The organism is Pelatocladus sp. BLCC-F211, from assembly GCF_041928655.1.
GTDB lineage: Bacteria > Cyanobacteriota > Cyanobacteriia > Cyanobacteriales > Nostocaceae > Pelatocladus.
Genome location: NZ_JBHFLM010000148.1, coordinates 1 through 26107, shown reverse-complemented (window position 1 = coordinate 26107; position 26107 = coordinate 1). Strand labels below are relative to the sequence as shown.

Annotated in this window: 21 protein-coding genes and 2 pseudogenes; 14 read left to right on the top strand and 9 right to left on the bottom strand. The window is 41.4% G+C overall.

Going from position 1 to position 26107, the window contains the following annotated elements:
• The first annotated feature begins 184 nt into the window (after positions 1-184).
• Both ACE1AT_RS18495 and trpE read left to right on the top strand, forming a co-directional pair.
• The gene (locus ACE1AT_RS18495) at positions 185-607 is read left to right on the top strand and encodes a photosystem I reaction center subunit II PsaD (protein WP_016859046.1); all 423 of its coding nucleotides are present in this window, start codon (positions 185-187) and stop codon (positions 605-607) included.
• A gap of 417 nt (positions 608-1024) precedes the next feature.
• Positions 1025-2548, top strand: coding sequence for an anthranilate synthase component I (trpE, locus tag ACE1AT_RS18490; protein ID WP_374870911.1), 1524 nt, complete (start codon positions 1025-1027; stop codon positions 2546-2548).
• Between the two features lie 54 nt (positions 2549-2602).
• Here the strand turns inward: trpE and ACE1AT_RS18485 are convergent, their stop codons facing one another.
• Entirely contained in the window at positions 2603-3325 is a 723-nt protein-coding gene (locus tag ACE1AT_RS18485) for an SDR family oxidoreductase (protein ID WP_374870909.1), read from the bottom strand.
• 356 nt (positions 3326-3681) lie between these two features.
• Here ACE1AT_RS18485 and ACE1AT_RS18480 point away from each other — a divergent pair, with 356 nt between their 5' ends.
• Positions 3682-5754, top strand: a complete 2073-nt coding sequence (locus tag ACE1AT_RS18480) for a hypothetical protein (protein ID WP_374870907.1) — start codon at positions 3682-3684, stop codon at positions 5752-5754.
• Positions 5755-5879: 125 nt separating this feature from the next.
• Here ACE1AT_RS18480 and ACE1AT_RS18475 read toward each other — a convergent pair whose 3' ends face one another.
• The 4 genes from ACE1AT_RS18475 to ACE1AT_RS18460 form a co-directional block, all read right to left on the bottom strand.
• Complete coding sequence (locus ACE1AT_RS18475) at positions 5880-7169, bottom strand: response regulator (protein ID WP_374870905.1); 1290 nt, start codon at positions 7167-7169, stop codon at positions 5880-5882.
• The gene (locus ACE1AT_RS18470) at positions 7166-9400 is read right to left on the bottom strand and encodes an ATP-binding protein (protein ID WP_374870903.1); all 2235 of its coding nucleotides are present in this window, start codon (positions 9398-9400) and stop codon (positions 7166-7168) included. Before ACE1AT_RS18470 ends, ACE1AT_RS18475 begins: the two co-directional genes overlap by 4 nt.
• Positions 9397-10356, bottom strand: a complete 960-nt coding sequence (gene phnD / locus ACE1AT_RS18465; protein ID WP_374870901.1) for a phosphate/phosphite/phosphonate ABC transporter substrate-binding protein — start codon at positions 10354-10356, stop codon at positions 9397-9399. The genes ACE1AT_RS18470 and phnD overlap by 4 nt, the downstream gene beginning before the upstream one ends.
• A gap of 251 nt (positions 10357-10607) precedes the next feature.
• Entirely contained in the window at positions 10608-11384 is a 777-nt protein-coding gene (locus ACE1AT_RS18460; protein ID WP_374870899.1) for a glucosamine-6-phosphate deaminase, read from the bottom strand.
• A 229-nt stretch (positions 11385-11613) separates the two neighbouring features.
• On the opposite strand from ACE1AT_RS18460, the gene der reads away from it, so the two are divergent.
• From der to ACE1AT_RS18440, 4 genes are all read left to right on the top strand, one after another.
• The gene (gene der / locus ACE1AT_RS18455) at positions 11614-12975 is read left to right on the top strand and encodes a ribosome biogenesis GTPase Der (RefSeq protein ID WP_374870897.1); all 1362 of its coding nucleotides are present in this window, start codon (positions 11614-11616) and stop codon (positions 12973-12975) included.
• A 175-nt stretch (positions 12976-13150) separates the two neighbouring features.
• Positions 13151-14104: an energy-coupling factor transporter transmembrane component T family protein gene (locus ACE1AT_RS18450; protein ID WP_374870895.1), complete on the top strand. Its 954-nt coding sequence runs from the start codon at positions 13151-13153 to the stop codon at positions 14102-14104.
• Positions 14105-14272: 168 nt separating this feature from the next.
• Entirely contained in the window at positions 14273-15391 is a 1119-nt protein-coding gene (gene hppD, locus ACE1AT_RS18445; protein WP_374870893.1) for a 4-hydroxyphenylpyruvate dioxygenase, read from the top strand.
• Between the two features lie 326 nt (positions 15392-15717).
• A complete protein-coding gene (locus tag ACE1AT_RS18440; RefSeq protein ID WP_374870891.1) occupies positions 15718-16422 on the top strand; it encodes an HAD family hydrolase in 705 nt (234 codons plus the stop codon).
• Positions 16423-16513: 91 nt separating this feature from the next.
• On the opposite strand, the gene ACE1AT_RS18435 is transcribed toward ACE1AT_RS18440, so the two are convergent.
• Complete coding sequence (locus ACE1AT_RS18435; protein WP_374870889.1) at positions 16514-17143, bottom strand: CPP1-like family protein; 630 nt, start codon at positions 17141-17143, stop codon at positions 16514-16516.
• 689 nt (positions 17144-17832) lie between these two features.
• Between ACE1AT_RS18435 and ACE1AT_RS18430 the strand changes: the two genes are divergently transcribed.
• A complete protein-coding gene (locus ACE1AT_RS18430) occupies positions 17833-18552 on the top strand; it encodes a response regulator transcription factor (protein WP_016865534.1) in 720 nt (239 codons plus the stop codon).
• Between the two features lie 490 nt (positions 18553-19042).
• Here the strand turns inward: ACE1AT_RS18430 and ACE1AT_RS18425 are convergent, their stop codons facing one another.
• The 3 genes from ACE1AT_RS18425 to ACE1AT_RS18415 all read right to left on the bottom strand — a co-directional run bounded on the left by ACE1AT_RS18425 (position 19043) and on the right by ACE1AT_RS18415 (position 20774).
• The gene (locus tag ACE1AT_RS18425) at positions 19043-19240 is read right to left on the bottom strand and encodes a DUF2811 domain-containing protein (protein ID WP_017313148.1); all 198 of its coding nucleotides are present in this window, start codon (positions 19238-19240) and stop codon (positions 19043-19045) included.
• Between the two features lie 593 nt (positions 19241-19833).
• Entirely contained in the window at positions 19834-20484 is a 651-nt protein-coding gene (hisIE, locus tag ACE1AT_RS18420; RefSeq protein WP_374870886.1) for a bifunctional phosphoribosyl-AMP cyclohydrolase/phosphoribosyl-ATP diphosphatase HisIE, read from the bottom strand.
• A gap of 101 nt (positions 20485-20585) precedes the next feature.
• Positions 20586-20774 carry a ChaB family protein gene (locus ACE1AT_RS18415; protein WP_016859064.1) on the bottom strand — a complete coding sequence of 63 codons (189 nt, stop codon included), beginning with the start codon at positions 20772-20774 and terminating at the stop codon, positions 20586-20588.
• 109 nt (positions 20775-20883) lie between these two features.
• On the opposite strand from ACE1AT_RS18415, the gene hemL reads away from it, so the two are divergent.
• The 6 genes and pseudogenes from hemL to ACE1AT_RS18385 all read left to right on the top strand — a co-directional run.
• On the top strand, positions 20884-22182 hold the full coding sequence (hemL, locus tag ACE1AT_RS18410) for a glutamate-1-semialdehyde 2,1-aminomutase (RefSeq protein WP_374870884.1): 1299 nt from the start codon (positions 20884-20886) through the stop codon (positions 22180-22182).
• Positions 22183-22378: 196 nt separating this feature from the next.
• The gene (locus ACE1AT_RS18405) at positions 22379-24007 is read left to right on the top strand and encodes a mucoidy inhibitor MuiA family protein (protein ID WP_374870882.1); all 1629 of its coding nucleotides are present in this window, start codon (positions 22379-22381) and stop codon (positions 24005-24007) included.
• 128 nt (positions 24008-24135) lie between these two features.
• A complete protein-coding gene (locus ACE1AT_RS18400; protein WP_374870880.1) occupies positions 24136-24342 on the top strand; it encodes a type II toxin-antitoxin system HicB family antitoxin in 207 nt (68 codons plus the stop codon).
• A gap of 78 nt (positions 24343-24420) precedes the next feature.
• Entirely contained in the window at positions 24421-24888 is a 468-nt protein-coding gene (locus ACE1AT_RS18395; RefSeq protein WP_374870878.1) for a hypothetical protein, read from the top strand.
• Positions 24875-25246 (top strand): annotated as a pseudogene (locus ACE1AT_RS18390) (hypothetical protein); the annotation flags it as partial. The gene ACE1AT_RS18395 and the pseudogene ACE1AT_RS18390, both read left to right, overlap by 14 nt.
• 132 nt (positions 25247-25378) lie before the next feature.
• Positions 25379-26107 (top strand): annotated as a pseudogene (locus tag ACE1AT_RS18385) (hypothetical protein); the annotation flags it as partial.

Sequence of the window (26107 nt, the reverse complement as noted above, 5' to 3'; positions counted from 1 at the left end):
AATGGTCATTGGTCATTTGTTCAGTGGATAGGGAACGGGGAATAGGGAATGAAGAAAAGCAAGAAGGAGATAAACTAACAACAATGACCAATGACCAATGACCAACTGTTACAGTTCCTTACACAATCGCCATATGTCCCCATCAGCGGTGTTACGATGCCGTAAAAACGTTGAGAGACGCTTTATGGCAGAAACACTTTCTGGACAAACTCCGAAATTTGGCGGCAGCACTGGCGGTCTGCTCAAAAAAGCAGAAGTCGAAGAGAAATACGCTATCACTTGGACTAGCCCGAAAGAGCAAGTCTTTGAAATGCCTACAGGTGGCGCTGCCGTTATGTCGCAAGGACAAAACTTGCTATATTTAGCTCGTAAAGAGCAAGGCATTGCTCTGGGTGGACAACTCCGGAAATTCAAAATCACAGATTACAAAATTTACCGGATTTATCCTAACGGCGAAACGGTCTACATTCATCCGGCTGATGGTGTCTTCCCTGAGAAAGTCAACGCAGGTCGGGAGAAAGTACGTTATAACGATCGCAGAATCGGTCAAAATCCCAGTCCTTCTAAAGTCAAGTTCAGTGGCACAGCTACCTACGACGCTCCTTAATCGATACTGAATTAAGGAAATAGTCACTAACGCAGACACGGTAAACCAAAGACACGGGGATACGGGGAAAATGTTTCTAAAACTTTCTCCGTTTCGCCGCGTCTTTTAGTCTCCGCGTCTGCTCTATATTGCTAACAAGCCTACTATTTGTTTCTGAAAATAATTAAGAATTAATAACTAAAGTAGTACAAGTTCTGAAATAGAAAATATAAAATCTATCCAGCCCTACGGTTAGCGCTTCGTAGGGCAATGCTATTTTCTGGTTTAACTTTAAGTGTTTAATACCGAAATAAGTGTCTAAACAAAATTAATTACACCTGCTCGATATGAAAACAACGAATAGAAAGTAGGGAAAATCCACACCGTTCCCTGTTCCCCGTTCCCTGTTCCCCGTTCCCTCTATTTTTGATTATTTGTATGATTTTCCCTGATTTCTCTCAATTCTCCGAATTAGCTAAAAATGGTAATTTTGTTCCGGTATATCAGGAATGGGTAGCAGACTTAGATACACCTGTTTCCGCTTGGTATAAAGTTTGTGCTGGACAACCTTATAGTTTTTTGTTGGAATCGGTAGAAGGTGGAGAAAATATCGGGCGTTATAGTTTGTTGGGTTGTGATCCACTCTGGATTTTAGAAGTTAGGGGCGATCGCACGACTCAAATGCACCGTGATGGTTCACAATTTGTATTTACGGGTGATCCATTTGCAGCTTTAACAACATGTTTAGAACCTTTTTATCCTGTCAAATTACCCCAGCTACCACCAGGAATTGGTGGTTTATTTGGGTTTTGGGGCTATGAATTAATTAATTGGATTGAACAGCGTGTACCAATTCATGCACAGGATGACCGTAATATTCCTGATGCTGTGTGGATGCAGGCAGACCATCTGTTAATTTTTGACCAAGTGAAGCGGAAAATTTGGGCTGTTGCTTACGCCGATTTGCGTGATCCAAATGTGGATTTACAGATAGCCTACCAAAAGGCTTGCGATCGCGTGACTCGCATGGTCGATAAGTTATCTCTGCCTTTATCAGCGCAAAATACTTTATTAGAATGGAACCCTCCAGGAAGTAAGAGAGTAACGGAAGTACCAGGAGTCGAGGAGTATAAGAGTAATTTCACCCGTCAGGAATTCTGTAACAGCGTTACAAAGGCAAAAGAATACATCAAAGCCGGGGATATCTTTCAAGTAGTAATTTCTCAGCGCTTATCAACAGAATACACAGGCGATCCTTTTGCTTTGTATCGTTCCCTGCGTCAGATTAATCCTTCTCCTTACATGGCATTTTTTAACTTCCAGGATTGGCAAATTATTGGTTCAAGTCCGGAAGTGATGGTGAAAGCCGAACGCGATTCCGAAGGAGATTTATTGGCTACAGTACGTCCCATTGCTGGTACTCGTCCACGGGGTAAGACACCCCGCCAAGACATAGCTTTAGCAGAAGAATTACTCAAAGACCCCAAAGAAATAGCCGAACACGTCATGCTTGTTGACTTAGGGCGTAATGATTTGGGGCGTGTGTGCCAAAGCGGTACGGTGAAGGTAGACGAGCTAATGATCATTGAACGCTACTCCCATGTGATGCATATTGTCAGCAATGTAGTGGGTAAATTAGCACCTGGTAAAACAGCCTGGGATTTACTCAAAGCTTGTTTCCCAGCCGGAACAGTGAGCGGCGCACCCAAAATTCGCGCAATGGAGATTATCAATGAGTTAGAACCAAGTCGGCGCGGCGTGTATTCCGGCGTGTATGGATATTACGATTTTGAAGGACAATTGAATTCTGCGATCGCCATTCGCACAATGGTTCTACAGAATAATACAGTATATGTCCAAGCCGGTGCAGGGTTGGTAGCTGATTCGGAACCAGAAAAAGAATATGAAGAGACTTTGAATAAAGCTAGAGGTTTGTTAGAAGCAATACGTTGTTTGCGATGAATTTAACTTATCAACTCCCTCTTTCTTAGCAAAGAGGGAAGTTATCAGAATTTGTTAGACGGGCGATGCGGCTGGAACTACCAACAGGCGAGGCACAATTACAGAAGCAGGTTGTTCTAAAATAAAACGTACACAACGAGCAACATCACCAGCTTGTAGTGGCTGTGAGACTAATTCGTCGTAGCCTTGCTTACCACTTTCACGCCAAGAATCATAAAGATTTGTTGCGACTGCACCAGGTTCTATAGTCGCAATACCAACACCAGAACCAGCTAATTCCATCCGTAAAGAATCTGTAAAAGCTTCCACAGCATGTTTAGTACCATCATAAACACCGATCATCGGTGTGGTTTTTAGTCCCGATATACTGGACATATTGATGATAAAGCCGCTTTTTTGCTTTTTAAAATAAGGTAATACTGTGTAACAAATTCTCACTACCGCCTCATAATTAACGCGGATCATGTTACACAACGCTTCGATGTCGGCTTCTTCAATTGACATCATGTGCATTACACCTGCATTGTTAATGATGACATCCAAAGACCCAAACTCTGTCAGTGCAGTATCAAGAAGACGTTGTGGTAAAGCAGAATCAGTAATTTCACCGGGAACAATGGCGGCATTTTTAAGTTGATTTGCAAGTTCAGACAGTTTTTGTTGCGATCGCCCTGTTAAAACCAGTTTCATTCCAACCTCATCTAAATTATGAGCAATGGCTGTACCGATACCACTGCTAGCCCCAGTCACGATCGCAACCTTATCTTTGAGATCCATAATTTGTATAGAAATTGAGAGTTTTTGTCGTTATTCAGAATATAGGCAGTCTCTCTCAATGAAGGTAAAGAATAGGTTAAGAATATACATAAAAAATTTATATAGGTTTAATTTTTAACTATCTTGAGAATTTTGGTTTAGCTGACTATGATACGTCTCTACATAGTTTATACAGTAAACATCGCATTGAAGATTTCAAGTATTTTCATAATATTAATTTGAGTTGCAAAATTTGTTTATTGTTCAGTAAATACTGAATTGTAAAAGTATAATAATCCGTCATCAAAAACTTTTGTTTGTGTGCATATACGTCTTTGCACACTTTACCTAACTACATAAATCAAAAGCACATAGCTATGAAAAATAAAAAAACAGTCCCTAAACAAAGTGGATTTAGGGGATTTTTTGCATTCAAGGCGAGAATTTTCTTTTTGGTCTTCGTTTTTATCATTAGTTTTTCTGGTATTTTGCTATCTAATTGGTTGATGGCAGGTCAGCCAAGCCTAGCAAACATCAGTATTTTACAAGCTGCACCCATTCAACCGCTTGGCTATTACGACTACTTTGGTAAACTCCTTAGTCCTGAAAATGCGGCAAAGTTGGTACAAGAAAATAAACTTGATCCGAGTGACCCAATTTCCTATCAAAAAATCGGAGCAGTCGAAATTACGCAAGAATTAATTGACAAAGGCGAAGATATATTTTTTAACCGGAAAATAGGTGATAACTTCGGTTTGCAGGATGTGTTTGGTTTTAAACAGGGCTTATTTCGCATTTTGCCAGAATTAACTACAGCGATCGCACAATTACGTGGACAGTCAACCAACAACTTACAAATTACCCTGCAAAAAGATATCACACTGGGTAGTCGGACATTTCCCAAAGGAACTGTGCTTAACACAGGTTTTAAAGTGGAAAGAGGAACATTTTTTCCTGTGGGAATCAAACAAAACGGCGATATTAGCTGTGCAGTCTGTCACGCAGTTGTTTCTGATCAAGGTAAACGCCTAGCAGGGATACCTAATGGTGAACTTGCGATTCCCTTTTTGATTGCCTTAGCACCAAATTCAGCCGCCGGGTTTGCCAGGTTAAATTTTAATCCCTTAGACTCACAGTATCAAGGCAAAGGCAAGATCATTATTGATAGTCAAGGTAAATTAGTCAAATTGCCCGACCCTGATAAATTTGAGCAAGCCTTCGATAATGCTGTGTTAGATGTACCTTTTGGTCACTTTGAGAGTTCACCGGATGGCATTGACAATACTACTCAAATTCCCAGTGTATTTACTTTTCAGACACATCCTTATTCTTCTGATGGTCAGTTTGCTGTTGGGCCGTTTGCTGGACTCAGTGCTTTCAACAATGGTGTGCATTCTTCAGAAGTGAATCTGTTAGCAGCTGCTCAACTAAGTCAAAAAACTCTTGGTATAGACTCAGAAGTCTACATTGGGACATTTCTCCAAAATGCTGCTGATCCACGTCTGCGCTTACCCCTGGGAAAACCAGTTAAACCTTCGGAGTGGCTACGTCAGCTTGCACCAGATGTTACCCAAGCAGAATTAGAAGACCAAATTCCTGCACCTGGAACAGGTACTTACCCAGATTTGAACCCTAGTTTATTTACATACAACGGTTTGGTTTTTAGCCCCAACACTGACAAGTCAGATGATATCGCCGCTGGTAAGTTTTTATTTGCTAACAATGCCATGTCAGTATTCCAAAATAACTTAGTACCGCCTGCTAACCACACTCGCGAAAATTGGCAAGCACTCAGAAACGGTTCTGTCGTGCGGGGGGCAAAAATTTTTCAGGAAGCCGGATGTGCAACTTGCCATATTCCACCTTTCTTTACTGACAACAAAATTCATCCAGTCAGTGAAATTGGTACTAACCCAGAACGGGGTAAGTCTCGTCTCAAGCTCAATAATCTGTTAGTACCACCAAAAATATACAGCTTCGATACACCTGTACCTGTACCTGCTGATGCTACAGTACTGGATGTACCAACAGACGGTATTTCTGTTAACTCTACAACTTTACCTACAGGTATATTGCCGGATGGAGGTTATAAAACTACTTCTCTCAGGGGTCTTTACTTGAGCGCTCCTTATTTGCATGATGGTGGTGCAGCAGTACGGGCAGGAAGTTTACAAGTTAACCAGGATGGTAGTTTTAATGTAGTTGATTCCACTGGCTTGGGATTAACTGGAACTCTCAGTCAAAGCATTCCCGCCGATCCTACTAGTAGCTTACGCGCCTTGCTAGATGAGGAACTTCGTCGCCAAGTGATCGCCACAAACAAAGCTAATCCTGCTTTGGTAAGGAGTAATCTCGATGGTACTGGTCATGAATTCTATGTGACTCGCAACAAGCAAACTGATTTAATTAACTTCTTGTTAGCGCTGGATGACGATCCTAGTCGATTTTGAACTTACCCCACCCTAGCAAAGCCTGTAGCTTGCTTCTCGCTTCGCGAGTGGGTGGGGCTTCTAGACTCTCTATTGAGTACATAAGTTCCGTCCGCCTGTGCGGCGGGGTAGTTGAAGTTTGTCCTCTAACGAACTTGCTGTTGTATGGGAATTTTCATGACAAATTCAGTTCCTTCACCAGGAGTAGAGAAACACTCTAGTTTGCCTCCATGTTTTTCTGTAATGATTTGATAGCTAATAGATAATCCCATCCCTGTACCTTTATTTACAGGTTTGGTAGTAAAAAATGGTTCAAATATACGTTGTTTGACCTGTTCTGGAATACCAAAGCCATTGTCAGCTATGCTTATTTCTATCGATTGGCCAGCAATTACCGAAGTGCGAATAGTGATTGTAAATTTATCAAGGGTATTTTGTCCTTTGTGAAATGAATCCTCTAGTGCATCAATAGCATTTACCAGAATGTTCATAAATGCCTGATTTAAAGGACCAGGATAGCATTCAACAGGAGGTAAATTACTGTAGTCTTTGATGACTTTAATTGTCGGACGTTCTGGCGTAGCTTTCAGGCGGTATTGTAAAATCATCAGGGTACTGTCGATTCCCTCGTGAAGATCAACAGTTTTGAATTCTGCTTCGTCGGTGCGAGAGAAATTGCGGAGGGTTCTGACAATTTCTCGGATGCGATCGCTCCCCATCTTAAGTGAAGTGAGGATTTTGAGTAAGTCTAACTGCAAAAATTCCAGATCCTCATTCTCTACTTTCGCTTGAATTTCTGATACAGGCTGGGGATAGTAGTTCTGGTACAGTTGAATAAATTCTAAAAGCGTTTGTATGTAGTTCTCGATATGACCGAGGTTGCCGTGGATAAAGTTAACGGGATTGTTAATTTCGTGGGCAACACCTGCCACCAATTGTCCCAAGGTTGCCATTTTTTCTGATTGCACCAACTGAATCTGGGAATGTTGCACTTGTTGTAGGGCCGCAGTCAGCTCAGATGTACGCTCGGCAACTTGCTGTTCCAGGGTTTGAGTGAGATGGCGTAATTTTAAATGGGTTTTGACACGGGCAAGCAATTCCGCCTCTTGAAATGGCTTAGTAACATAATCGACTGCACCCAAATTAAACCCGGTAACTTTATCGGTGGTGTCTGAAAGGGCAGTCATAAAGATCACAGGAATTTCTTGGGTGATGGGTGAGGCTTTGAGGCGGCGGCACGTCTCGAACCCATCGATACCGGGCATCATCACATCCAGCAAAATCAAATCGGGCAGATTGCGTTCAGCTTGTTTGATGGCACGTTCACCATCCTTGGCGATCGCCACTTCAAAGCCTGCATCAGTTAGTGCTTCCGAAGTGACTGCCAGATTCGCAGGGGTATCATCTACTACCAAAATTAATTGCACGTCTCTCATTCCTCACCTCTGTATGTACTGGTTAATTCATGGGTAAATTGCAGGATGAAGGCTTCAAGTTTTTCCACCTGGAATTTACTAGTGAGTTCTAGGATGTGCTGGACAAAAGCAGCGTAACGTGGCTCTTGCTGCTCCAAGGCCATAGCCACTTGGGCTAGTTTTTGCAAACGTCCATCCTGGGCAAGCTGAAGCAATTGTGCTAAAGTTTCTTGATTTGGGAGCTCCCCAGACAAAGCAATTGCCTCTGCATCTTGTGGACAAACCGATGGCTCAAGGGATGATTCAGTGGATTGGTAAACCCATTGAAGTTGCAAGTGTTTTTGTAACAGTTTAAATAATTCATCAGCTTGGACGGGTTTTGTCAGAAAATCATCACCACCGGCATCCAAACTTTGTTGTTGATCCATTGTCGAAACTGATGCCGAGGAAACAATTACTGGTAGTGCCTTTAATGTTTCAGACTGCCTAATTTGTCTCATAAATTCATAGCCATCCATCACGGGCATTAATAAATCGGTAATGATTAAATCGGGTTTAACCTCAGCTGCTTTAACTAACCCATCCTGCCCGTCTTCTGCTTCCAAAACGACAAAACTAAGCGGTTCCAGTAGATTAACAATCACCGAGCGATTTTCCCATTTGTCATCCACTACTAAAAGCGTTTGCTTGCGCCCTTCATACCCAAGCAATTGCTGTCCGGTTGCAGTCATGGCAGACTGTTGCCATTCCAAAGCTAGTGGGAAATCAACCTCAAAGAAAAAGGTACTGCCTACCCCTAACTGGCTCTGCACTTGAATCTGGCTACCCATCAAAGTAATAATGTTGTGGCTGATGGCAAGTCCGAGTCCGGTTCCTTCTGAGTGTCGTTTACCATCGCCCACTTGTTCAAAAGGCAGGAAAATTTTTGACAACGATTCGGGACTCATGCCAATGCCAGTATCGCTGACTTGAAACCGAATCTGCGATACTCCGCGCGTCGTTTGTGGTTCGGCTTGATCGATGACCTCTACTTTAAATGTCACCTTTCCTTGTTCGGTAAACTTGACAGCATTTCCCAACAGGTTAATCAATACTTGTCGCAACCGCTTATCATCGGCTTCGATGCCTTCTGGCAAGTTCGCATCGGGCAAATAGACAAAATCAATGCCTTTTTGCTCTGCCCGAATGCGGACTATCTCTGCTATCCCCTGTAACAAAGACGGTAGATGAATTGCTTGGGGTTGCAATTCTAGTTTACGGGCTTCAATTTTCGAGAGATCGAGGATGTCATTAATCAGCGTCAGCAAATGAGAACCACACTGGTGGATAATATGCACACCTTTGCGTTCTTTCTCTCCCCAGCTTTGGGAACGGTTAAGGATTTGAGCGTAACCCAGGATGCCATTTAGTGGCGTACGGAGTTCGTGACTCATATTGGCTAAAAACTCGCTTTTTGCTTGGTTTGCGGTATCGGCTGCTGCTCGTTTTTGCTCTAGGGAAGCGTATGATTCTGACAATTTCGCTGCCATCAGGTTGAATTCCTGCGCCAGTTGCTCAATTTCATCGCCAGTGTGGATATCTAGACGATAATCTAGGTCGCCAGCACCTAATTCTGTGGCTCCTTGTTGGAGCTTTTGAATAGAGCGAATTACTGGTAATAGGGTCAAGGCAAACTGCGCGATGAAAATCAGCAGTACTAGGCCAATTAAATCGTAAGTGACAATGGTAGTAGTTTGGTTGAATTGCTCGGCGGCTTGGCGGGTGGCAGCATCTTGTTGCTCCACTTCCTCTTCTAGCGCTTGAAGAAACAGCTTGATGTCATCCTGGAAGGAGTTAATCGCTTTCACATCTTGCTGTGCCTGAAGGGTGGAAGACTGTGTTTGGTTTTTCAAACCGTCCACCAGGCGCACTAGGAACTGATGGCGGCGGCGCACCACATCAGGTTGCTTCGCCTCTGGCATCAGTTGTTCCAGTGTAGTCAATGTCGTTGAAAAGCTGGACAGGGCTTGCTCGTAAACTATCATGTCTGCTGTACTACGGTTTAACAGCAAATAGTTTTTCAGCGCCGAGGTTTGCTCTTCCAATGCCAGCCGGAGGTCTTCGGTTTCGCGGACGGCTTGATTGGTGCGAGTTCGGCTGCGATTGATCGATTCTTCAGTCTGTTTGATCAGCAGCGTACTACCCCCCATCAACACAATCACTAATCCCACAGAAATTGCCGTCGAACCAATAAACTTAGTCAGAATTTTCATTTAGCAGCAACCACTACAGATTTTAGACGGGTGTAAATTTGCCGAATTTGCTCAAAGTCTGCGTCTTTTGTGACGGTGTATCCGTTAGAATTTGAGCCATTCACATCCACAATTCCTGACGGCGCGTCAATCAAGGCTCGCTTGAGTTGGTTGATTACTTCCGGTGAGAACTTTTTTGTATTGATGACAATGGGTGTGGTAGGAATTGGTTCAGATTCCCAGATAATTTTGTAATTGGAAGATTTGAGTTTGCCTTCTCTACGACTTTGTAAGAAGATGGCTTTTTCTGTGGCGATCGCATCAACCACACCTGTTTCTAAATCTGTCTCAGCTTGATCATGGCTGCCGGAATACCGGATACCAACAAAATCCCGTGTCGGATCGATGCCCTTTTTCTGAAAAGCATTCATTGGCATGAGGAACCCAGAAGTAGAGGATGGGCTGACAAAGGCAAAACGTTTACCTTGCAAATCTTGCAAGGAATTTATTTCCCGATCAGAGTTGGCAATAATAACACTCGTATACCAAGGGCGTCCTGTTATCTGTTCGATGGGAAGAACAAGTGGTTCAATATTAGGATTGCGATCGCGTGCCTTAATATAGGTTAAGGCTCCTAAATAAGCCATTTCCACCTCTTCATTAACCAACAAATCTACCGCAGCCTCATAGTTTTTACTGAGCTGAATATTGACTGAACGGTTGAGGATTTGCTGGAGGTAAGCTGCCAGAGATTGTAGTCTGTTTTCCTGTTCTTGAGAGCTTCGCGCCGGAATCACCGCCACCCGTAAAGGCTGAGTCACGACAGGATTGATTGTTGGTGTCGTTGCGGATTGGGAAGGATTACTGGAGGAGGTTGCCGTACAACTTACCCCCAGTACCGTCAGCGAAAAAAGTATGATTAAGCTAACGGCTCGTTTGAAAAACCGATCATGCCGCCAGAATGGAAGCCGTTTCATCGTGTTCTGGTGTCTCAATTCTAAATTGACTACTCAATGAGTATTGATGGTGCAAGAAAATGCTCCAATCTCTGCTTATAGTTCCCTAAAAATGGGGTCATCCTACCAATTAATGAAGAATATCTCGATGACGCGGGGAGATGGGGACGCGGTGACACACCGGACACAGAGATTGATGTGTTGCGAGATTATAGAGAACTGGTATAAACCCACAACGCGCATTTTTTCCTGTTCCCTGTTCCCTTTCTTAACTAAGAACTAACCAATGAAGAAGAATCTTGATCCAAAAATAATGTTGCTTGAGAATATTTGCGAAGAATAGAAGCAGGACAAGCTGTACTGATATTTTCTTGTAGCATCTGTTGCACTATTTTAGCTTTGTGTGATCCTGGTGCAAGACAGAAAATTTTTTTAGCAGAACAAATCATGGAAATCGTAACAGTAAAAGCATATTTTGGTACAGCTTCTAAACTCGGAAAATGGCCTTGCTTTACTTGCTGTTCGTGATTTGCTTGATCTAATTTCACTAATTTTACACTGTAAGCATCTTGGAAATTAGCCACAGATGGATCGTTAAAGGCAATGTGTCCATTTTCTCCCACACCCAAACAACATAAATCAATTGATTGTGCTTGCAATAATTTGCTGTAGCGATCGCATTCTAATAAAGGTTCTAAAGCATCACCCTGGATATAGTGAAATTCTTGCAGATTAACTCGTTTGTGAAAACGTTCTCGTAGATAGTGTCGAAAACTAGCAGAATGATCAGCAGAAATTCCTAAGTACTCATCCAAATGGAAACAAGTAACCTGAGACCAATCTATACCACCCAATGTTATCAATGCATTGAGAAATTTTATCTGAGAATTACCCGTGGCTAGCAATACAGCAGCATGACCATTTTTTTGTAAAACTTCTTGTAAATAATCACGTGCAATTTCTGCTACATTCTCGGCTAATTCCGTTTTACAGTTATAAATTTGTACATTCAGGTCATCAACACGAAAAAGTTTTTTGGTGAATGGCATTGAATTATCAAAAATATAGTTTATGGCTTATAGATTCTTGGTTACTTTTGAATTCTAATTGAAGATTCTTGGCTGAACTAAATTCTGAGCAACGAAAGCCAAGAGGATTTACAAAACTGAAATTAGAAAGGAAGATTGAATGAGATTGCTACTAAATTAAATCGTAAACAGATAAAAAGAACAGCTCTAATCGCTACAATAAAGATTTGCAGTATTCTGCATCGAGATTATGAGACTTCCTATCGTAGCTATTATTGGTCGCCCGAATGTAGGTAAATCGACTTTCGTCAATCGTTTGGCGGGAGAGCAATCTGCTATTGTTTATGATCAACCAGGAGTAACGCGCGATCGCACATACTTAAGTGCTTTTTGGCGCGATCGCGAATTTATGGTTGTCGATACTGGTGGTTTAGTCTTTAATGATGACACCGAATTTTTACCATTAATTCGCCAACAGGCTATGGCTGCGCTTGCGGAAGCCAGTGCGGCTATTTTTGTAGTTGATGGTCTGACTGGGCCGACAGCAGCCGACGAAGAAATCGCTACATGGTTACGACAACAACCCGTACCGGTGCTGTTGGCTGTAAATAAATGTGAATCTCCAGAACAAGGTTTAATCCAAGCTGCTGAATTTTGGAATTTAGGATTGGGTGAACCTTTCGCCGTCTCTGCTATTCATGGTAGTGGTACGGGAGATTTACTAGATGCATTGGTAACTTATTTACAACCAGTCCAAGATATTCCAGACATTGATGAAATCAAAATCGCAATTATCGGACGCCCCAATGTCGGTAAGTCAAGCTTATTAAATGCTTTTGTTGGTGAACAGAGAGCAATTGTTAGCCCAATTTCCGGTACTACCCGTGATGCAATTGATACCAAAATTGAACGTGATGGGAAAACTTATCTTTTAATCGATACCGCCGGAATTCGCAAAAAGAAAAACGTCGAATACGGCCCGGAATTTTTTAGTATTAACCGCGCTTTTAAAGCAATTCGTCGCGCCGATGTGGTTTTATTGGTAATTGATGCTATTGATGGTGTCACTGAACAAGACCAAAAGTTAGCCGGACGAGTAATCGAAGAAGGGCGAGCCTGCATTGTTGTGGTGAATAAGTGGGATGCGGTAGACAAAGACTCTTACACGATCTACGATTACGAAAAACATTTGCAAGAAAGGCTGCATTTTACTGAGTGGTTAGAAACCATTTTTGTCAGCGCTTTGACTGGACAAAGAGTAGAGAAGATTTTGGAATTGGTGAATCAAGCAGCCGAGGAACACAAGCGCCGCGTCAGCACATCGATCATCAACGAAGTTCTAGAGGAAGCTGTTCGCTGGCATTCGCCATCAGTCAGCCGCAGTGGCAAACAAGGTAAAATTTATTACGGTACGCAAGTTAGCACTCAGCCACCGACAATAGCATTGTTTGTCAATGATGCTAAACGTTTTAACGATAACTACCGTCGCTATATCGAACGACAATTCCGACAGCAATTAGGATTTAAGGGTACGCCGATCCGATTGTTCTGGCGGAGTAAAAAAGCACGAGATGTGGAAAATGCTAGTAATAATAGAGCAGCCCGCGTGTAATGATTGTTATTTGTTATTTGTCATTTGTCATTTGTCATCTGGATTTTAGATTTTGGATTGGTTCTCTATGAAATCTAGGAGCTTGTACCATCAAGAGATGATCAGCCAATTGACCAATGACCAATGACCAATGACCAATGACCAATAACTAATGACCAATGACTAATGACTAAACATGGATTTACTGCGATCGCTACCAATAGGTCTTTATCTAGAACAACCGCAAACTTGGTTACATAAACTTGACCCACGTGTCAAGTTTATCTGGTTGATGAGTTTTCTTACAACCTACATTTTTGCTAACAATTTATGGCGAGTATTACTGGTAGCATTGTTGATTCTTGCTACCCTAATCGCCAGAATTCCCAAGCGAGTTTGGCAGCAGCAGATGGGCTGGTTGTTAATGCTATGCTTTTTTGTGTTAGTGATTGCTGCTATTAGCCCCGATGGTTTGGGTATAAGCTATCAACCACGTCTACCGACTAACGATGTCATCTTAACTGAGCAACCAAATCCCACTAATTCTGCAACTCCAACTCCAACTCCAACTCCAACTAATAAAACTTTACCCACTCAGAAGCAACAAAAATATAGTTACGTACTATTTGAAAAAGGTGCAATCAAAGTAACTCGTCGTTCTTTAGATTTAGCAATCAGTCTAAGTACAATCTTATTTACTGTTATTTATAGTACCAATTTATATCTTCTAACAACCGCACCAGAAGAAATCACTGCCGCTCTCGAAAGCTTAATGCAACCCCTACAAAGGTTTAATATACCTGTAACTGAAATCACATTAATGTTGACTTTATCGTTACGGTTTATACCTTTAGTATTAGAAGAAGTACAGAATTTAGTTCGCTCTGTTATGACAAGAGCAATAAATTGGAAAAAATTGGGATTCAAAGGAGCAATCAAAGTTTGGATGCTAGTAGCAGAGAGACTTTTGGAAAACCTACTACTAAGAGCAGAACAAATGGCGAATGCAATGATGGTAAGGGGTTTTACTAGTCCTAATGAACATCGAGTCCAATGGCACGATCTACGCCTTAAAAGACGTGACGGGCTAGCTATTGCAGCTTTAATTATCTTTTGGGGAGTGCGGTTGGCGATCGGTAGTGAGATTTAATTCAGTTATCAGTTACCAGTTATCAATGATCAAATTTCATTACTCACTGTTAACTGATAACTGATTCCTAACCAATAACTAATTTATTGCTTAGGAATGACTTGAAAATTCAGCAAAAAAGGCAAAATAACGAGACAGATAGGCTGTCGTGCTGGATTCTCTTACCTTATGAAAATTAATTGGGTTCACTTTTATGTGGAAGATGCTAAAGCTTGGCGTGATTGGTTTGTCAGTCATCTTGGTTTTCAAACCGTAGAAAGTTCGACACTCTTAACCCCCTTTATACACATAGACAACGAAAGTAGTTTTCACACCTGTACAGAAGCAGTGAAAAGTGGTTCTGTTTGCTTTTTGTTATCTTCACCACTATTACCTATCAGTCCAGTCGCAGATTTTCTCTGTCAACATCCTCCCGGTGTAGCAGATATTGCTTTTGCAATTGAAGATGTAGAAGCAGCGATCGCTCGCGCTCAAGCATACGGAGCTAAAGTCTTACAACCCATCCAACATCATCAACAAGGAGACAGATACATTAAGTGGAGCAAAATAGCTGCTTGGGGTTCTGTGACACATACGTTGATTGAAAGAGGTTCTTTGACTAATGCAGTTTCGGAAGACGCAGACAATAGCGAAACTTTATTCTCCGTGTCTGGGCGTCTCCACTTCCCCGTGTCCCCTTCCATCACCGCTATAGATCATATTGTCCTCAATGTCGCAGTGGGTGATCTAGAGCGTGCGGTAATGTGGTACGAAAAAATTCTTGATTTTCAACCCCAGCAGACATTTAAAATTCAAACCGATCGCTCGTCTTTGTCTAGCCAAGTTATGGTTTCTCGCTGTGGCAATGTACAATTCCCCATTAACGAACCAACTTCAGCTAATTCCCAAATTCAGGAATTTCTAAATGTTAATCAAGGGCCAGGAATTCAGCATATTGCTTTACGTACTGTGAATATTGTGAGTGCGATCGCTCAATTTCGTGCTTGTGGTTTATCTTTGCTCCCAGTTCCCCAAACTTATTACTCGCAACTCAAAGAACGTCCAGAACTTCCCTTGACTGGTGAAGAATTAGAAGCGATCGCTCAACAAGAAATTTTGGTGGACTGGAACCCACAGACTCCCCATGCTTTACTACTACAAATTTTCACTCAGCCTATCTTTGAACAGCCAACTTTTTTCTTTGAATTGATAGAACGTCGTCGTCAAGCTCAAGGTTTCGGTGAAGGTAATTTTCAAGCTTTATTTGAAGCCATAGAACGAGAACAAATGAAAAGGGGTGCTTGTTAGAGAATAGAGGGTAGAGGTTAGTAGGCGGTCATTTTACTTTGGTACTAGGTATCTTTATGGATTAATTAATACTTTATAGAAGCAAGAAACTGGAATTGGGGCTATGTTTGATACAAGCCCCAAAAAAGTCACTACACATGATTCTAAGCAGCTGGTGAACTTAAATTTTCAGTTTCACTATTACGGTAAAGTTTTTTTATTTAGAAGCTGCTCGCAAATCTACATCTGATTAGTAATCCAAAACTCATTCATTAAATATTTAAAACTCAAACACGGTTAAATCTGGGCTAGTGTAAAGATAAATTAATTATTATTTTTTTAACAGAATGTTAAGAATTATTACAGACTTTGACGGTCCAATTATGGATGTTTCAGAACGATACTACCGTGTGTATCAGTTCTGCTTACAGGAAATCCGCCGTCCATCTCAACCAGTGCGAGAACTTTCAAAAGCAGAATTTTGGCAAATGAAGCGATCGCGCATCAGTGAAACCCAAATTGCTATGGCTTCTGGTTTAGATGAATTACAAGCACAAGAGTTTTCCAAGCTGCGGCGAAATACGGTACATACAGAGCCTTATTTCCAGTACGATCACCTAGCGGTTGGTGCTGTGGATACTTTGTTAAAACTTCAAGAAGCTGGCGTTGATTTAGCGGTTATGACTATGCGCCGAGTCAAAGAGCTAGATTATGCTTTCCAACAATATGATTTAAGTAAATTTTTCCCAGAGAATCGCTGTTATTGTTTGAGTAATGATTATGTAAAAACCCGTGACATTGATGATAAACCTTTATTAATGGCACGAGCATTAAAAGAACTACCAGCCGCTACAGATACATGGATGGTAGGAGATACAGAAGCTGATATCACTGCTGCGAAAAAGCATGGTATAAAGGCTATTGCTGTAGAGAGTGGTATCCGCGATCGCGCCCAACTGGAATTTTATCAGCCAGATTTCATTGTTAAGAATTTCAGTGCAGCTGTTGATTTAGTTTTAGAGCAAGCTTTACAACCAACAGGAACTAGGTAATTGCTGATTCATTAGGTCGGGGTTAAAGGTTAAAGGAGTTTTTTGATCACATTTGACCATTCTCCTTTTTCCTTCTCCCTGTTTCGAGTTATTACTTAAGGAAACTAGTAATCAACCACAATAAAACAAAAGTTACCACCGTAGAAAACTGATTTGGTGTCAGACTCACAAACTGCTGTATTTGTGGCAATACCAAATTAGCAATTATTCCTCCAGCAATTAAACCAGTAATTAGACCAACTAGAATAAATAAAACTGCTCGACCAAATTTACCTTCTTTACGATTGATAAAGTAAATACTAATACCTACACCAACCACTAACGCCATCTGTAAAACTTGATCGCCTCCACCTGGGTAAAACACACTGATGGCACTTAAACCCAGATACCAAGCACCAGGTAAAATTACATCTGCTGGTGTTGGTTTATCCAGAAAATTTTGCAGCCATACAGGCGACTTTTCGCGAGGCGCGGGAGTTTCTTTAGGAGGTGCTTGGACAAGGCGTTCTGGAAATCGGATGCGTTCTGGTACTTTAATCTTTCCTTCTTGGCGCATCCGCAAGCGATCCATCAAAATCGCATCGTAAGCCGTTTCGATGACTTCTAGACGCTTGCTGTCGCCGCTATGTTGCTGCAAGAGGCGATTACGAACATCTTGAATTTCATCGAAGCTAGCTTCTTCAGATACCCCAAGTTTTTCGTAGGGACTTTGCTCGCTCATGGTGAGTTTGTTGGTTTAGCCTGACTCGGCAGCAATATTTATTTACAAAAAAATAACTTGAGATTTTGTGTCGGTCGAAACCAATGTTTCGGTCGATTTATTATATATCATACCTGAATCGTAGCATGTGTAAGCAGAATCGACCTGGTACTTTTAACTATAGACACTTTAACATATTGTTATAACTCCGTGTATCCCCTCATGTCGTTCACAAATTCTCGCTCTACTCTAGAATTTGAGTTAAAAATACCTACAAGCCTTTATTTTATGAAAAAAATACCTTTTCCCTTTCCAATTTGGTTGTTGACTGTACCTTGATTAAGTTTGAATTAGGAAGCCTTACATTCCCTTGTACCATAAAGCCGCATATAGATTTAAAATTAATAGCGTTGAAATTACTAAGTAAAAAGGATACATAAGTATCTTATTTTACTAGGGGTTGCGGCTCACGTAAGAGCATCTACTTACTACAACCAAGGTTAACAGCTATTAGCCTAAAACTGTTCAGGGTGGCATGATAATTTAAAATTCGCACTCTAGTAGTCGAAAATCCTGATTAAACTAATATTTGGATCATTCAGGAAATTTGTGCCTTAGCCTTGTAGATTTTATTTTGTTCTGAGCAGGAAATGCGTTTTTAACGCAACCTGTATGTTTATCCTAATAAATTTTTGTGTAAAGTGATGGTCATGGCTCCCGCCAAGATTCTTGTTGTTGATGACGACCCTGCGGTACGGAATTTAATCCAACGCTTTTTGATGAAGCAGAACTATCAGGTGGAGGCTGCTGAAGATGGTAAGACTGCTCTAGCTCTGTTTGAGCAATTTAATCCAGATTTGGTCATTTTGGATGTTAATTTACCAGACGTGATCGGCTTCAACCTCTGTCAAGAAATGCAAAGCCGCAATGGCGTTTTTGTTCTGATGTTAACCAGCCGTGCAGATGAAGCTGACAAGATTCGCGGCTTTTCTAAAGGTGCTGATGACTATCTCACCAAACCATTTGGTTTGGGAGAACTTGAAGTCAGAGTCGCAGCTATTTTGCGGCGTCAACGGGTTGTAACCACAGCAGAACAGAAACGTCTGATATTTGAAAAATTGATGATCGATCCGGTGCGGCGAGAGGTAACACTCAATCATGAACCAGTACCCCTAACCGCTTTGGAGTTCGATTTGTTGCATTTTTTGGCTAGTCATCCAGGTCGAGTTTGGCGAAGAGCTGAACTAATCCAAGAAGTCTGGGATTATGAATACGTCGGCGACCAACGGGTTGTAGATGTACACATAGGTCAAATTCGCAAGAAAATAGAAGTTGATGCTAGCCAGCCAGCATTAATTCAGACTGTACGTGGTGTTGGCTACAAATTTGAATGTCCTCCTCAATCTCAGCAGCCAGATAAACCACAGTAGTCATTGGTCAATGGTCATTAGTTGTTAGTAATAACAACCAATAACCAACAAAAGACAAATACAAACTTTGAGCGGCGCAAGCCGCTCGACAATTTAATTTATCTTTACTTTCGGTAGATAGCTACATCCAAGTACGGTTGACGATATTGTTTCGAGCCGCACTTGAATTGACTGAATATTTACAAAGCTGTAATCAAAGAGTTTACGAAGATTAGTTTTGCTTACATCCCATTCTTAATATCAGTAGTTGCGCGACCTAGAGCAACTACTCGAAATGTCATACAATTTTGCTTGATTTTTTGATTTTGATGCTTACCCTAAAGCAATGGCCGCTTCATGTTCACGAAAATTTGGCTACTTAGGATAGTAAGTGTTAAATGTGATGGTAAAGAACATTGTCCACTTAATTGCACTGCTAATCGAAACACCCATGACTCAAGATGTCTACTAAATTAGCTTTTAGGCATAATTTAGTACACAGTATAGATATTTAGCAGTGATGAAATAAGGTTTCCAAGTATACACGAGCAGCATGGCGATCGCTATCTCCATTTTGGAGTAAAAACAATGACAGCGCCGCCGTTAAGACCCGGTTTTGATCCCAATCAGGATGCTTTTCTAAGTAGGTTTTGAGAGATTCGTGTAGTGTTTCAGGAATTTCTGTAAAGATGCTAACAGTCGTATTCATGAGGTTTTTCTCCTTGGCGGTGTCCATTGACTAGGAAATCTTGTTTTGAGTTATAGCCACAGGATGAGAGTGTGTAGTCCCTTTCTTTGTCTGTCAACAATTCTGTAGTACAGATATCCGAGCAGACTAAAAAGGTAAGCCGCATCATTTTGCGTCAAAAGGGGGTGGGGTTGTCAATGCTGCGAAATATTACGAATCAGTTTATGAAAAATACATACTTACGAAAGTATAGGACTTTTAAGTCATTTTTGTAATGTTTCTTAACTTAAACTCAGTCTTAAATATCTCTGACAGTTGTAAACAAACAATCCCCAATCAAGGGTCAAAAGCCGATATCATCGTAAATTATCTGTGGAAAACTAGGAAATAGCCTGTGGAAACTCTGTGGAATCAGTGAGGAAAATTTCCGAGAATAATAAGAATTACAAAAAGATTAGATTACTTTATTTCATTGATTAGTTTTTAGTAATTGTTCATCAGCGCAATTAGGGTGTAAGGATTTTTACTGCCCTTACACCCCTACACGTTAAAAATTCAAAATTGATTTTTAGTTAAACGAACTGTTCATAACCATATAAATAAATACATATAAATTAGCGCCGACGCTCCTGCAACTTGCGATATACTGATTTCAAATCAACTTGATGGTGAGCAAGAGCGACAAGGGTATGGTAGAACAAATCTGCAACCTCTGATGCGATCGCATCATGGTCATCATCTTTAAACGCCATGACGACCTCTGCGCTTTCCTCGCCAATTTTTTTCAAAATCTTATTATCACCACCAGCCAATAGTTTACAAGTGTATGAACTTTCCTGGGGTTGATCACGGCGATCGCAAATCACAGCAAATACTTGTGATAAAGTATCCGCAGGTGGTGGAGTGATATTTCCTTCTACCTGATGAAAACAACTACGCTCACCAGTATGGCAGGCTATATCTCCTACCTGCTCAACTCCAATCAGTAGTGCATCACTATCACAGTCGTAACGAAGACTTTGCACTTTCTGAATGTGGCCAGAAGTCTCTCCCTTATGCCATAACTCCTCACGGGAACGACTCCAAAACCAAGTTTCTCTTGTTTCTAAAGTTTTTTGTAGGGACTCCCGATTCATCCACCCCATCATTAAAACAGTACCATCTAGATAGTCTTGGACAATAGCCGGGACAAGACCGCGATCATCGTAGCGAATTTGATCAACAGGGATGACTTGGTGTTGAGAATTGCTCGCAGAAAAAAACATACCAGGTGCTTCAAAAAAAGCGAGAATGATTCATGGGTTCACGATACCATTCTAAAGAGGGCAACTGGCACTTTTTGTCTGAAGATTTTTTCTATCCAGACTTAGATCACATAACTTTTATGCATAGCAGACTGCATTTTAACAGCACTTAAAGCAACTTGATGAGCCTTTGTAGCCTCACCATACCAATGAATTGCCGAATTATAAGCTGCTCGGTAAACATCTTGGTATGCCTCGGATAAGCGAGTGCGAATCTCTACAGGCAAGTCTTGATTGGACTTGTATAACATATTGTTATTTTCCTGGTTCAGGTAATTTTATACGATAGAAGTTCTGAGAAAACTTCACCCCTATCCCAAGATAGAGCTTTAATTATTTCCCACTGTTGAGGAGAGAACCTTGGTTAATACAACAATTAAAACAACAAAATCACAAGAAATTTTCGCGGCTGCCCAAAACCTGATGCCGGGAGGGGTAAATTCCCCTGTTCGCGCCTTCAAATCTGTGGGAGGACAACCAATTGTATTCGACCACGTTAAAGGCGCATACATTTGGGATATCGATGGCAATCAATACATCGATTATGTCGGTACTTGGGGACCAGCTATTTGTGGTCATGCTCACCCAGAAGTAATTGCAGCGTTGCATGAAGCCTTAGAAAAAGGCACTAGTTTCGGTGCGCCTTGTGTGCTAGAAAACGTCTTGGCAGAAATGGTCATTGATGCTGTTCCTAGCATTGAAATGGTAAGATTTGTTAACTCTGGCACCGAAGCCTGTATGGCAGTGTTGCGATTAATGCGGGCTTTCACTGGACGTGAAAAAATCATCAAGTTTGAAGGTTGCTACCACGGCCATGCTGACATGTTTTTGGTAAAAGCAGGTTCAGGTGTGGCTACCCTGGGTTTACCAGATTCTCCAGGTGTTCCCAAATCAGTAACTAGTAGTACCCTAACTGCACCTTTCAATGATTTGGAAGCCGTGAAAGCTTTATTTGAAGAAAACCGCGACCAAATTGCTGGAGTAATTTTGGAACCAGTGGTGGGTAATGCTGGCTTTATTCCTCCCGATACTGGATTCTTAGAAGGATTACGGGAACTTACCCACGAACACGGCGCTTTATTGGTATTTGATGAGGTCATGACAGGTTTCCGCATCGCCTATGGTGGCGCTCAAGAGAAGTTTGGTATTACCCCGGATCTCACAACTTTAGGTAAAGTAATTGGTGGTGGTTTACCCGTCGGAGCTTATGGTGGTCGTCGAGATATCATGTCAATGGTTGCTCCTGCTGGGCCAATGTATCAAGCGGGGACTCTGTCTGGTAATCCCCTAGCTATGACTGCTGGTATTAAGACCCTGGAATTACTGCAAAAAGCTGGTACTTACGAGTACTTAGAGCAGATTACCAAGAAACTCGCAAATGGTTTGTTGCAAGTTGCCCAAGAAACTGGTCATCCAGCTTGTGGCGGTTCCATCAGTGCTATGTTTGGTCTGTTCTTTACTGCTGGCCCTGTTCATAACTACGAAGATGCCAAAAAATCAGATTTGGCTAAATTTGCTCGCTTCCATCGCGGGATGTTAGAGCATGGTATTTACTTAGCACCATCACAATTTGAAGCTGGCTTTACTTCTTTTGCTCACACAGAAGAAGATATTGACAGAACACTAGAAGCAGCTAAAGATGTAATGTCTCAACTTTGACTTCTTTCACATTGAAGTAACAAAGATTTGAAGTAAATACTAGTAGTCTGGCAACCTAGCTTTGAGGGGTTTGTAGTGAGGACTTTAGTCCTTTATGAGCGCTTAAGCGCTCACTACGACCCCAGGAAACTTGCTTTGACAGAGTATTAGCTACCGAGCTAAAGTCTCCATATAAAAACATAGGGGGAAACTGGCAGTGGAGAACCCAGAAATACCATCTGTGCGAAAAATCGTAGCAAGTCAGATTGTGGCAGTAACGGTGTACTCTGACAAAGCTTTGGTAACAAGAAGAGGTTTAGTATCCTTAACAGGACAAGAAAAAGAATTAGTCATTACTCCACTGCCGGAGATTGTCGAAACAGAGTCTGTCAGAGTTAGTGGTAAGGGAAAAGTCGCAGTACGCTTGCTGGAAGTGAAGTGCGATCGCATGTTTTCTACTGAACCCGTAGCAGCAAAAGTTGCTCACCTGACTCAGCAGATTCAACAGTTAGAATTAGAGTGGCAACATCTACAAGCCCAAATTGATTCTTTGGCGTTACAGTCTAGTTTTATCCAAGGTTTGCGCGAGAAAACAGAAGAACAATTTTCGATTAGTCTGGCGCGGAAAAATCTCAATCTGAGCGAGACATTGGATTTTCTTAACTTTATCGGAAGTCAGTATAGTGAGTATGCGATCGCCACAACCGAGTGCAAAACTCGTCAGAAAGAATTAGACAAGCAATTACAAGCACTCCGCCAGCAATTACAAACTATCCAAACACCCCATCCCAAAGAAAGTTTAAGCTTGAGTGTAGGTGTAGAACCTGCGGGTGCAGGCGAATTTGAACTCGAAGTATCTTACCTGGTGAGTCGTGCGAGTTGGACTCCTCTGTATGATCTACGGGTAAGCAGTAACAGCAATGTTGTCAATCTCGGTTATCTAGCAGAAGTAACACAAAGCACAGGTGAAGATTGGCTGGGTGTAGCTCTTACCCTTTCTACTGCTAAACCAGGACTAGGTACACTCCCACCCAAATTACAACCTTGGTATATTGACATACCTCGTCTCATGCCACAAAGTTACGTAATGACAGCAGTACCGATGCGTGCTAGGAATCAGTTAGGTGCTGCGGAAGCAGATACTGCTATGCCAACTCCCGCACCAGCAAGTGCAGAAGTACAAGCAGACATACCAGCTGAAACTGTGGTAGCAGAAGTATCTAGAGAAGGGAGTGTAGTTACTTTTAAACTGAGTAGTAGCGGGAATATACCTAGTGATGGCACACCCCACAAAACTACAATCTTTAATGACGATTTTCCATGTAGTTTTAATTACATAGTAATGCCGCGCCTAGTGAGTTTTGCTTATTTGCAAGCAAAGGTAAAAAATAACTCTGAGGGTGCGACTTTGTTACCTGGTAAAGCAAATGTTTACCGTGACAATATTTTTGTGGGTAGTACTCAGCTGGAAAATATTGCGCCAGGACAAGAGTTTAAAGTTAACTTAGGTATTGACGAAGGTTTGAAAATTGAGCGTGAGTTAGTTGAACGGCAAGTTGAGAAAAAATTAATTGGTAGTAACCGCAGAATTATTTATGCTTATCGGTTAATAATTACTAATTTGCTCAACCAACCAGCGAATTTAAAATTGACTGAACAATTACCAATTAGTCGGAATGAACAAATTAAAGTCCGTCTAACTCGCAGTAATCCCCAAATTCAATTAGGCGAAATGGGGATATTGGAATGGGATGTGATAATTTCTGCTCAGGGAAAACAGGAGATTTATTATCAGTTTATGGTTGAACATCCGCCGCAGTTAACGGTAGTGGGGTTGGATGTTTAACAGTTATCAGTTATCAGTGAAATCCTTGGGTTTAAGTCCCCCAGCAATTGGTGGTAGGTAACAGTCTCCCACCATACGCCGATGATTTCTGCGGCTGGTACTGTTCACTGATTTAAGGAAGAAAATTAATGCGTTATGCAATTGTGATTGAAAAAGCAGATGGTAATTATTCTGCCTATGTTCCAGATTTACCTGGGTGTGTAGCGACAGGTTTAACTCTTGAAGAAGTAGAGGAACAGATGAGAGAAGCTATAACTTTTCATTTGGAAGGCTTACGCGAAGACGGTTTACCAATACCTGAACCGACAACTCTTTGTGAATATGTTGAGGCTTAAATGTCACAAAATAAGGACATAATACGAGTACCTGTTGAGAAGCTATATTAGTAAGCACCAGGATTTGTACAACAATGAATGAGCAATGATCATCGAATCAAAATTCTGTTTTTAGCTTCTGATCCTAGTGATGCTTCGCGATTACGCTTAGGACAGGAATTCCGAGATATTCAAGAAAGATTACAACTAGCAAAATATCGAGATCAATTTTGGCTAGAACAAAGAACGTCAATACGTCCGGGTGATATTAGCCAAGCATTACTGGATATTGAGCCTCACATTGTACATTTTTCTGGTCATGCTAAGAGTACTGGAGAGCTTTGTTTTGAAGATGAATTGGGAAAAATTAAGCCCGTCACATCTCATGCTCTGGCTGCATTATTTGAACTTGTACAGAAACAAGTTAGTTGTGTCATTTTAAATGCTTGTTATTCAAAAATACAGGCAGAGGCAATTGTTAAGCATATCAAGTATGTTATCGGTATGAACCAAGCTATTGGGGATAAAGCAGCGATCAGCGATCGCATTTGCTGTGGGATTTTATAAAGCGCTTGGTGCTAATCGTCCAATTGAAGAAGCTTACAAGTTTGGTTGTGTGGAAATTCAATTACAAGGTATTCCAGAACATTTAACTCCTGTTCTTCTATGTGAAAAAGAAAATGAGTCTAAAGCTAAAGTTAGATGGTCAATTGTATTAGAAGCTACAATCGATGATTTTGATAAGAAACAGTTAGACGCTATTTATGAGTATTTATGTCAAATTTCGGGAGATGCTTCCTTAAAATTGCGGAAAATTGAAGCAGGTAGTATAAAAATTACTTTGGAAGGCTCTGAAGATGGGTACGAGAAGATTTTAGCTCTTTTTAGAGAGGGTAAACTGACTGAGATATTGGGTATCCCTGTACAGAATGTGCAAGTTGTACCTCAAGAACAAAAAATCAAAACCTCACAGTATAGACAACGTAGAGTATTTAATGCGGAAGTAGTAGAAGGAAATATTGCTGTTGGGTATGGATACGACGAGTACGCAGTTGCTATCACGACAAGGGGTTTCGAGGAGCGCAATCTTACTTCTGGAGCGGATGAAGTATCACAATTTTGGCACAAGCGTCTAGAAGTTGAGTGTCCAGAACAACCTATAGCTAATAAAGAAAGCATTGTTCGCTGGCTATTAGGCAGCAATCAACAGCGATTTGAAGATCCACAACAATTAGATATTGCTAGACAAGTGATGGAATATCGCTGGAAGATTTTAAATCAACGTTATCTGGGTAAAGGACAAGAAGTTGCTTATAAGAATTTATTGACTCGCTTGGGAAGTCTAGTCACATTACGAAATAAAATTCAGACATGGGTGGCTCTGAGTCGCGATCGCCAACGCTCGGTTTTGGATGTCTTGCAAGAAGTCATTCAAGAATTGCTGCAAAGCGATAATTACATGCAACAGCAAATGGCTTTTATCTCGGAATTTACCACCGATCCGCGCTTACGCAGCGCCCTGCTATTTGCCAGTGTAGAGGAATATTGCCTGCGACCAGTACGTAATCAACCTCTGCTAGTTTATCGATTTGTCAATTATTTACGTCGTACCCAGCGTGGTGGCTTAACCCAAGTACCTGGTGGGGATATGGTGAGACTAGTCTCAGAAGAGATCCTCACTGATGACAGCGATAACCGGGTAAACTTAGTAGATACTCAAGCGATCGCAGAATATCAAGAAGCACAAGAACAAGAAGAACAACAAACCCTGCGAAAATCAGTACTA

Coding starts and splice junctions, on each gene's coding strand:
- ACE1AT_RS18495 (WP_016859046.1), top strand. CDS start 185: ATGGCAGAAACACTTTCTGGACAAACTCCGAAATTTGGCGGCAGCACT.
- ACE1AT_RS18480 (WP_374870907.1), top strand. CDS start 3,682: ATGAAAAATAAAAAAACAGTCCCTAAACAAAGTGGATTTAGGGGATTT.
- der (WP_374870897.1), top strand. CDS start 11,614: ATGAGACTTCCTATCGTAGCTATTATTGGTCGCCCGAATGTAGGTAAA.
- ACE1AT_RS18415 (WP_016859064.1), bottom strand. CDS start 20,774: ATGTTATACAAGTCCAATCAAGACTTGCCTGTAGAGATTCGCACTCGC.
- ACE1AT_RS18475 (WP_374870905.1), bottom strand. CDS start 7,169: ATGAGAGACGTGCAATTAATTTTGGTAGTAGATGATACCCCTGCGAAT.
- ACE1AT_RS18435 (WP_374870889.1), bottom strand. CDS start 17,143: ATGAGCGAGCAAAGTCCCTACGAAAAACTTGGGGTATCTGAAGAAGCT.
- ACE1AT_RS18395 (WP_374870878.1), top strand. CDS start 24,421: ATGAGCAATGATCATCGAATCAAAATTCTGTTTTTAGCTTCTGATCCT.
- ACE1AT_RS18470 (WP_374870903.1), bottom strand. CDS start 9,400: ATGAAAATTCTGACTAAGTTTATTGGTTCGACGGCAATTTCTGTGGGA.
- ACE1AT_RS18440 (WP_374870891.1), top strand. CDS start 15,718: ATGTTAAGAATTATTACAGACTTTGACGGTCCAATTATGGATGTTTCA.
- hppD (WP_374870893.1), top strand. CDS start 14,273: ATGAAAATTAATTGGGTTCACTTTTATGTGGAAGATGCTAAAGCTTGG.
- hisIE (WP_374870886.1), bottom strand. CDS start 20,484: ATGTTTTTTTCTGCGAGCAATTCTCAACACCAAGTCATCCCTGTTGAT.
- ACE1AT_RS18485 (WP_374870909.1), bottom strand. CDS start 3,325: ATGGATCTCAAAGATAAGGTTGCGATCGTGACTGGGGCTAGCAGTGGT.
- ACE1AT_RS18430 (WP_016865534.1), top strand. CDS start 17,833: ATGGCTCCCGCCAAGATTCTTGTTGTTGATGACGACCCTGCGGTACGG.
- trpE (WP_374870911.1), top strand. CDS start 1,025: ATGATTTTCCCTGATTTCTCTCAATTCTCCGAATTAGCTAAAAATGGT.
- ACE1AT_RS18450 (WP_374870895.1), top strand. CDS start 13,151: ATGGATTTACTGCGATCGCTACCAATAGGTCTTTATCTAGAACAACCG.
- ACE1AT_RS18425 (WP_017313148.1), bottom strand. CDS start 19,240: ATGAATACGACTGTTAGCATCTTTACAGAAATTCCTGAAACACTACAC.
- phnD (WP_374870901.1), bottom strand. CDS start 10,356: ATGAAACGGCTTCCATTCTGGCGGCATGATCGGTTTTTCAAACGAGCC.
- ACE1AT_RS18460 (WP_374870899.1), bottom strand. CDS start 11,384: ATGCCATTCACCAAAAAACTTTTTCGTGTTGATGACCTGAATGTACAA.
- ACE1AT_RS18400 (WP_374870880.1), top strand. CDS start 24,136: ATGCGTTATGCAATTGTGATTGAAAAAGCAGATGGTAATTATTCTGCC.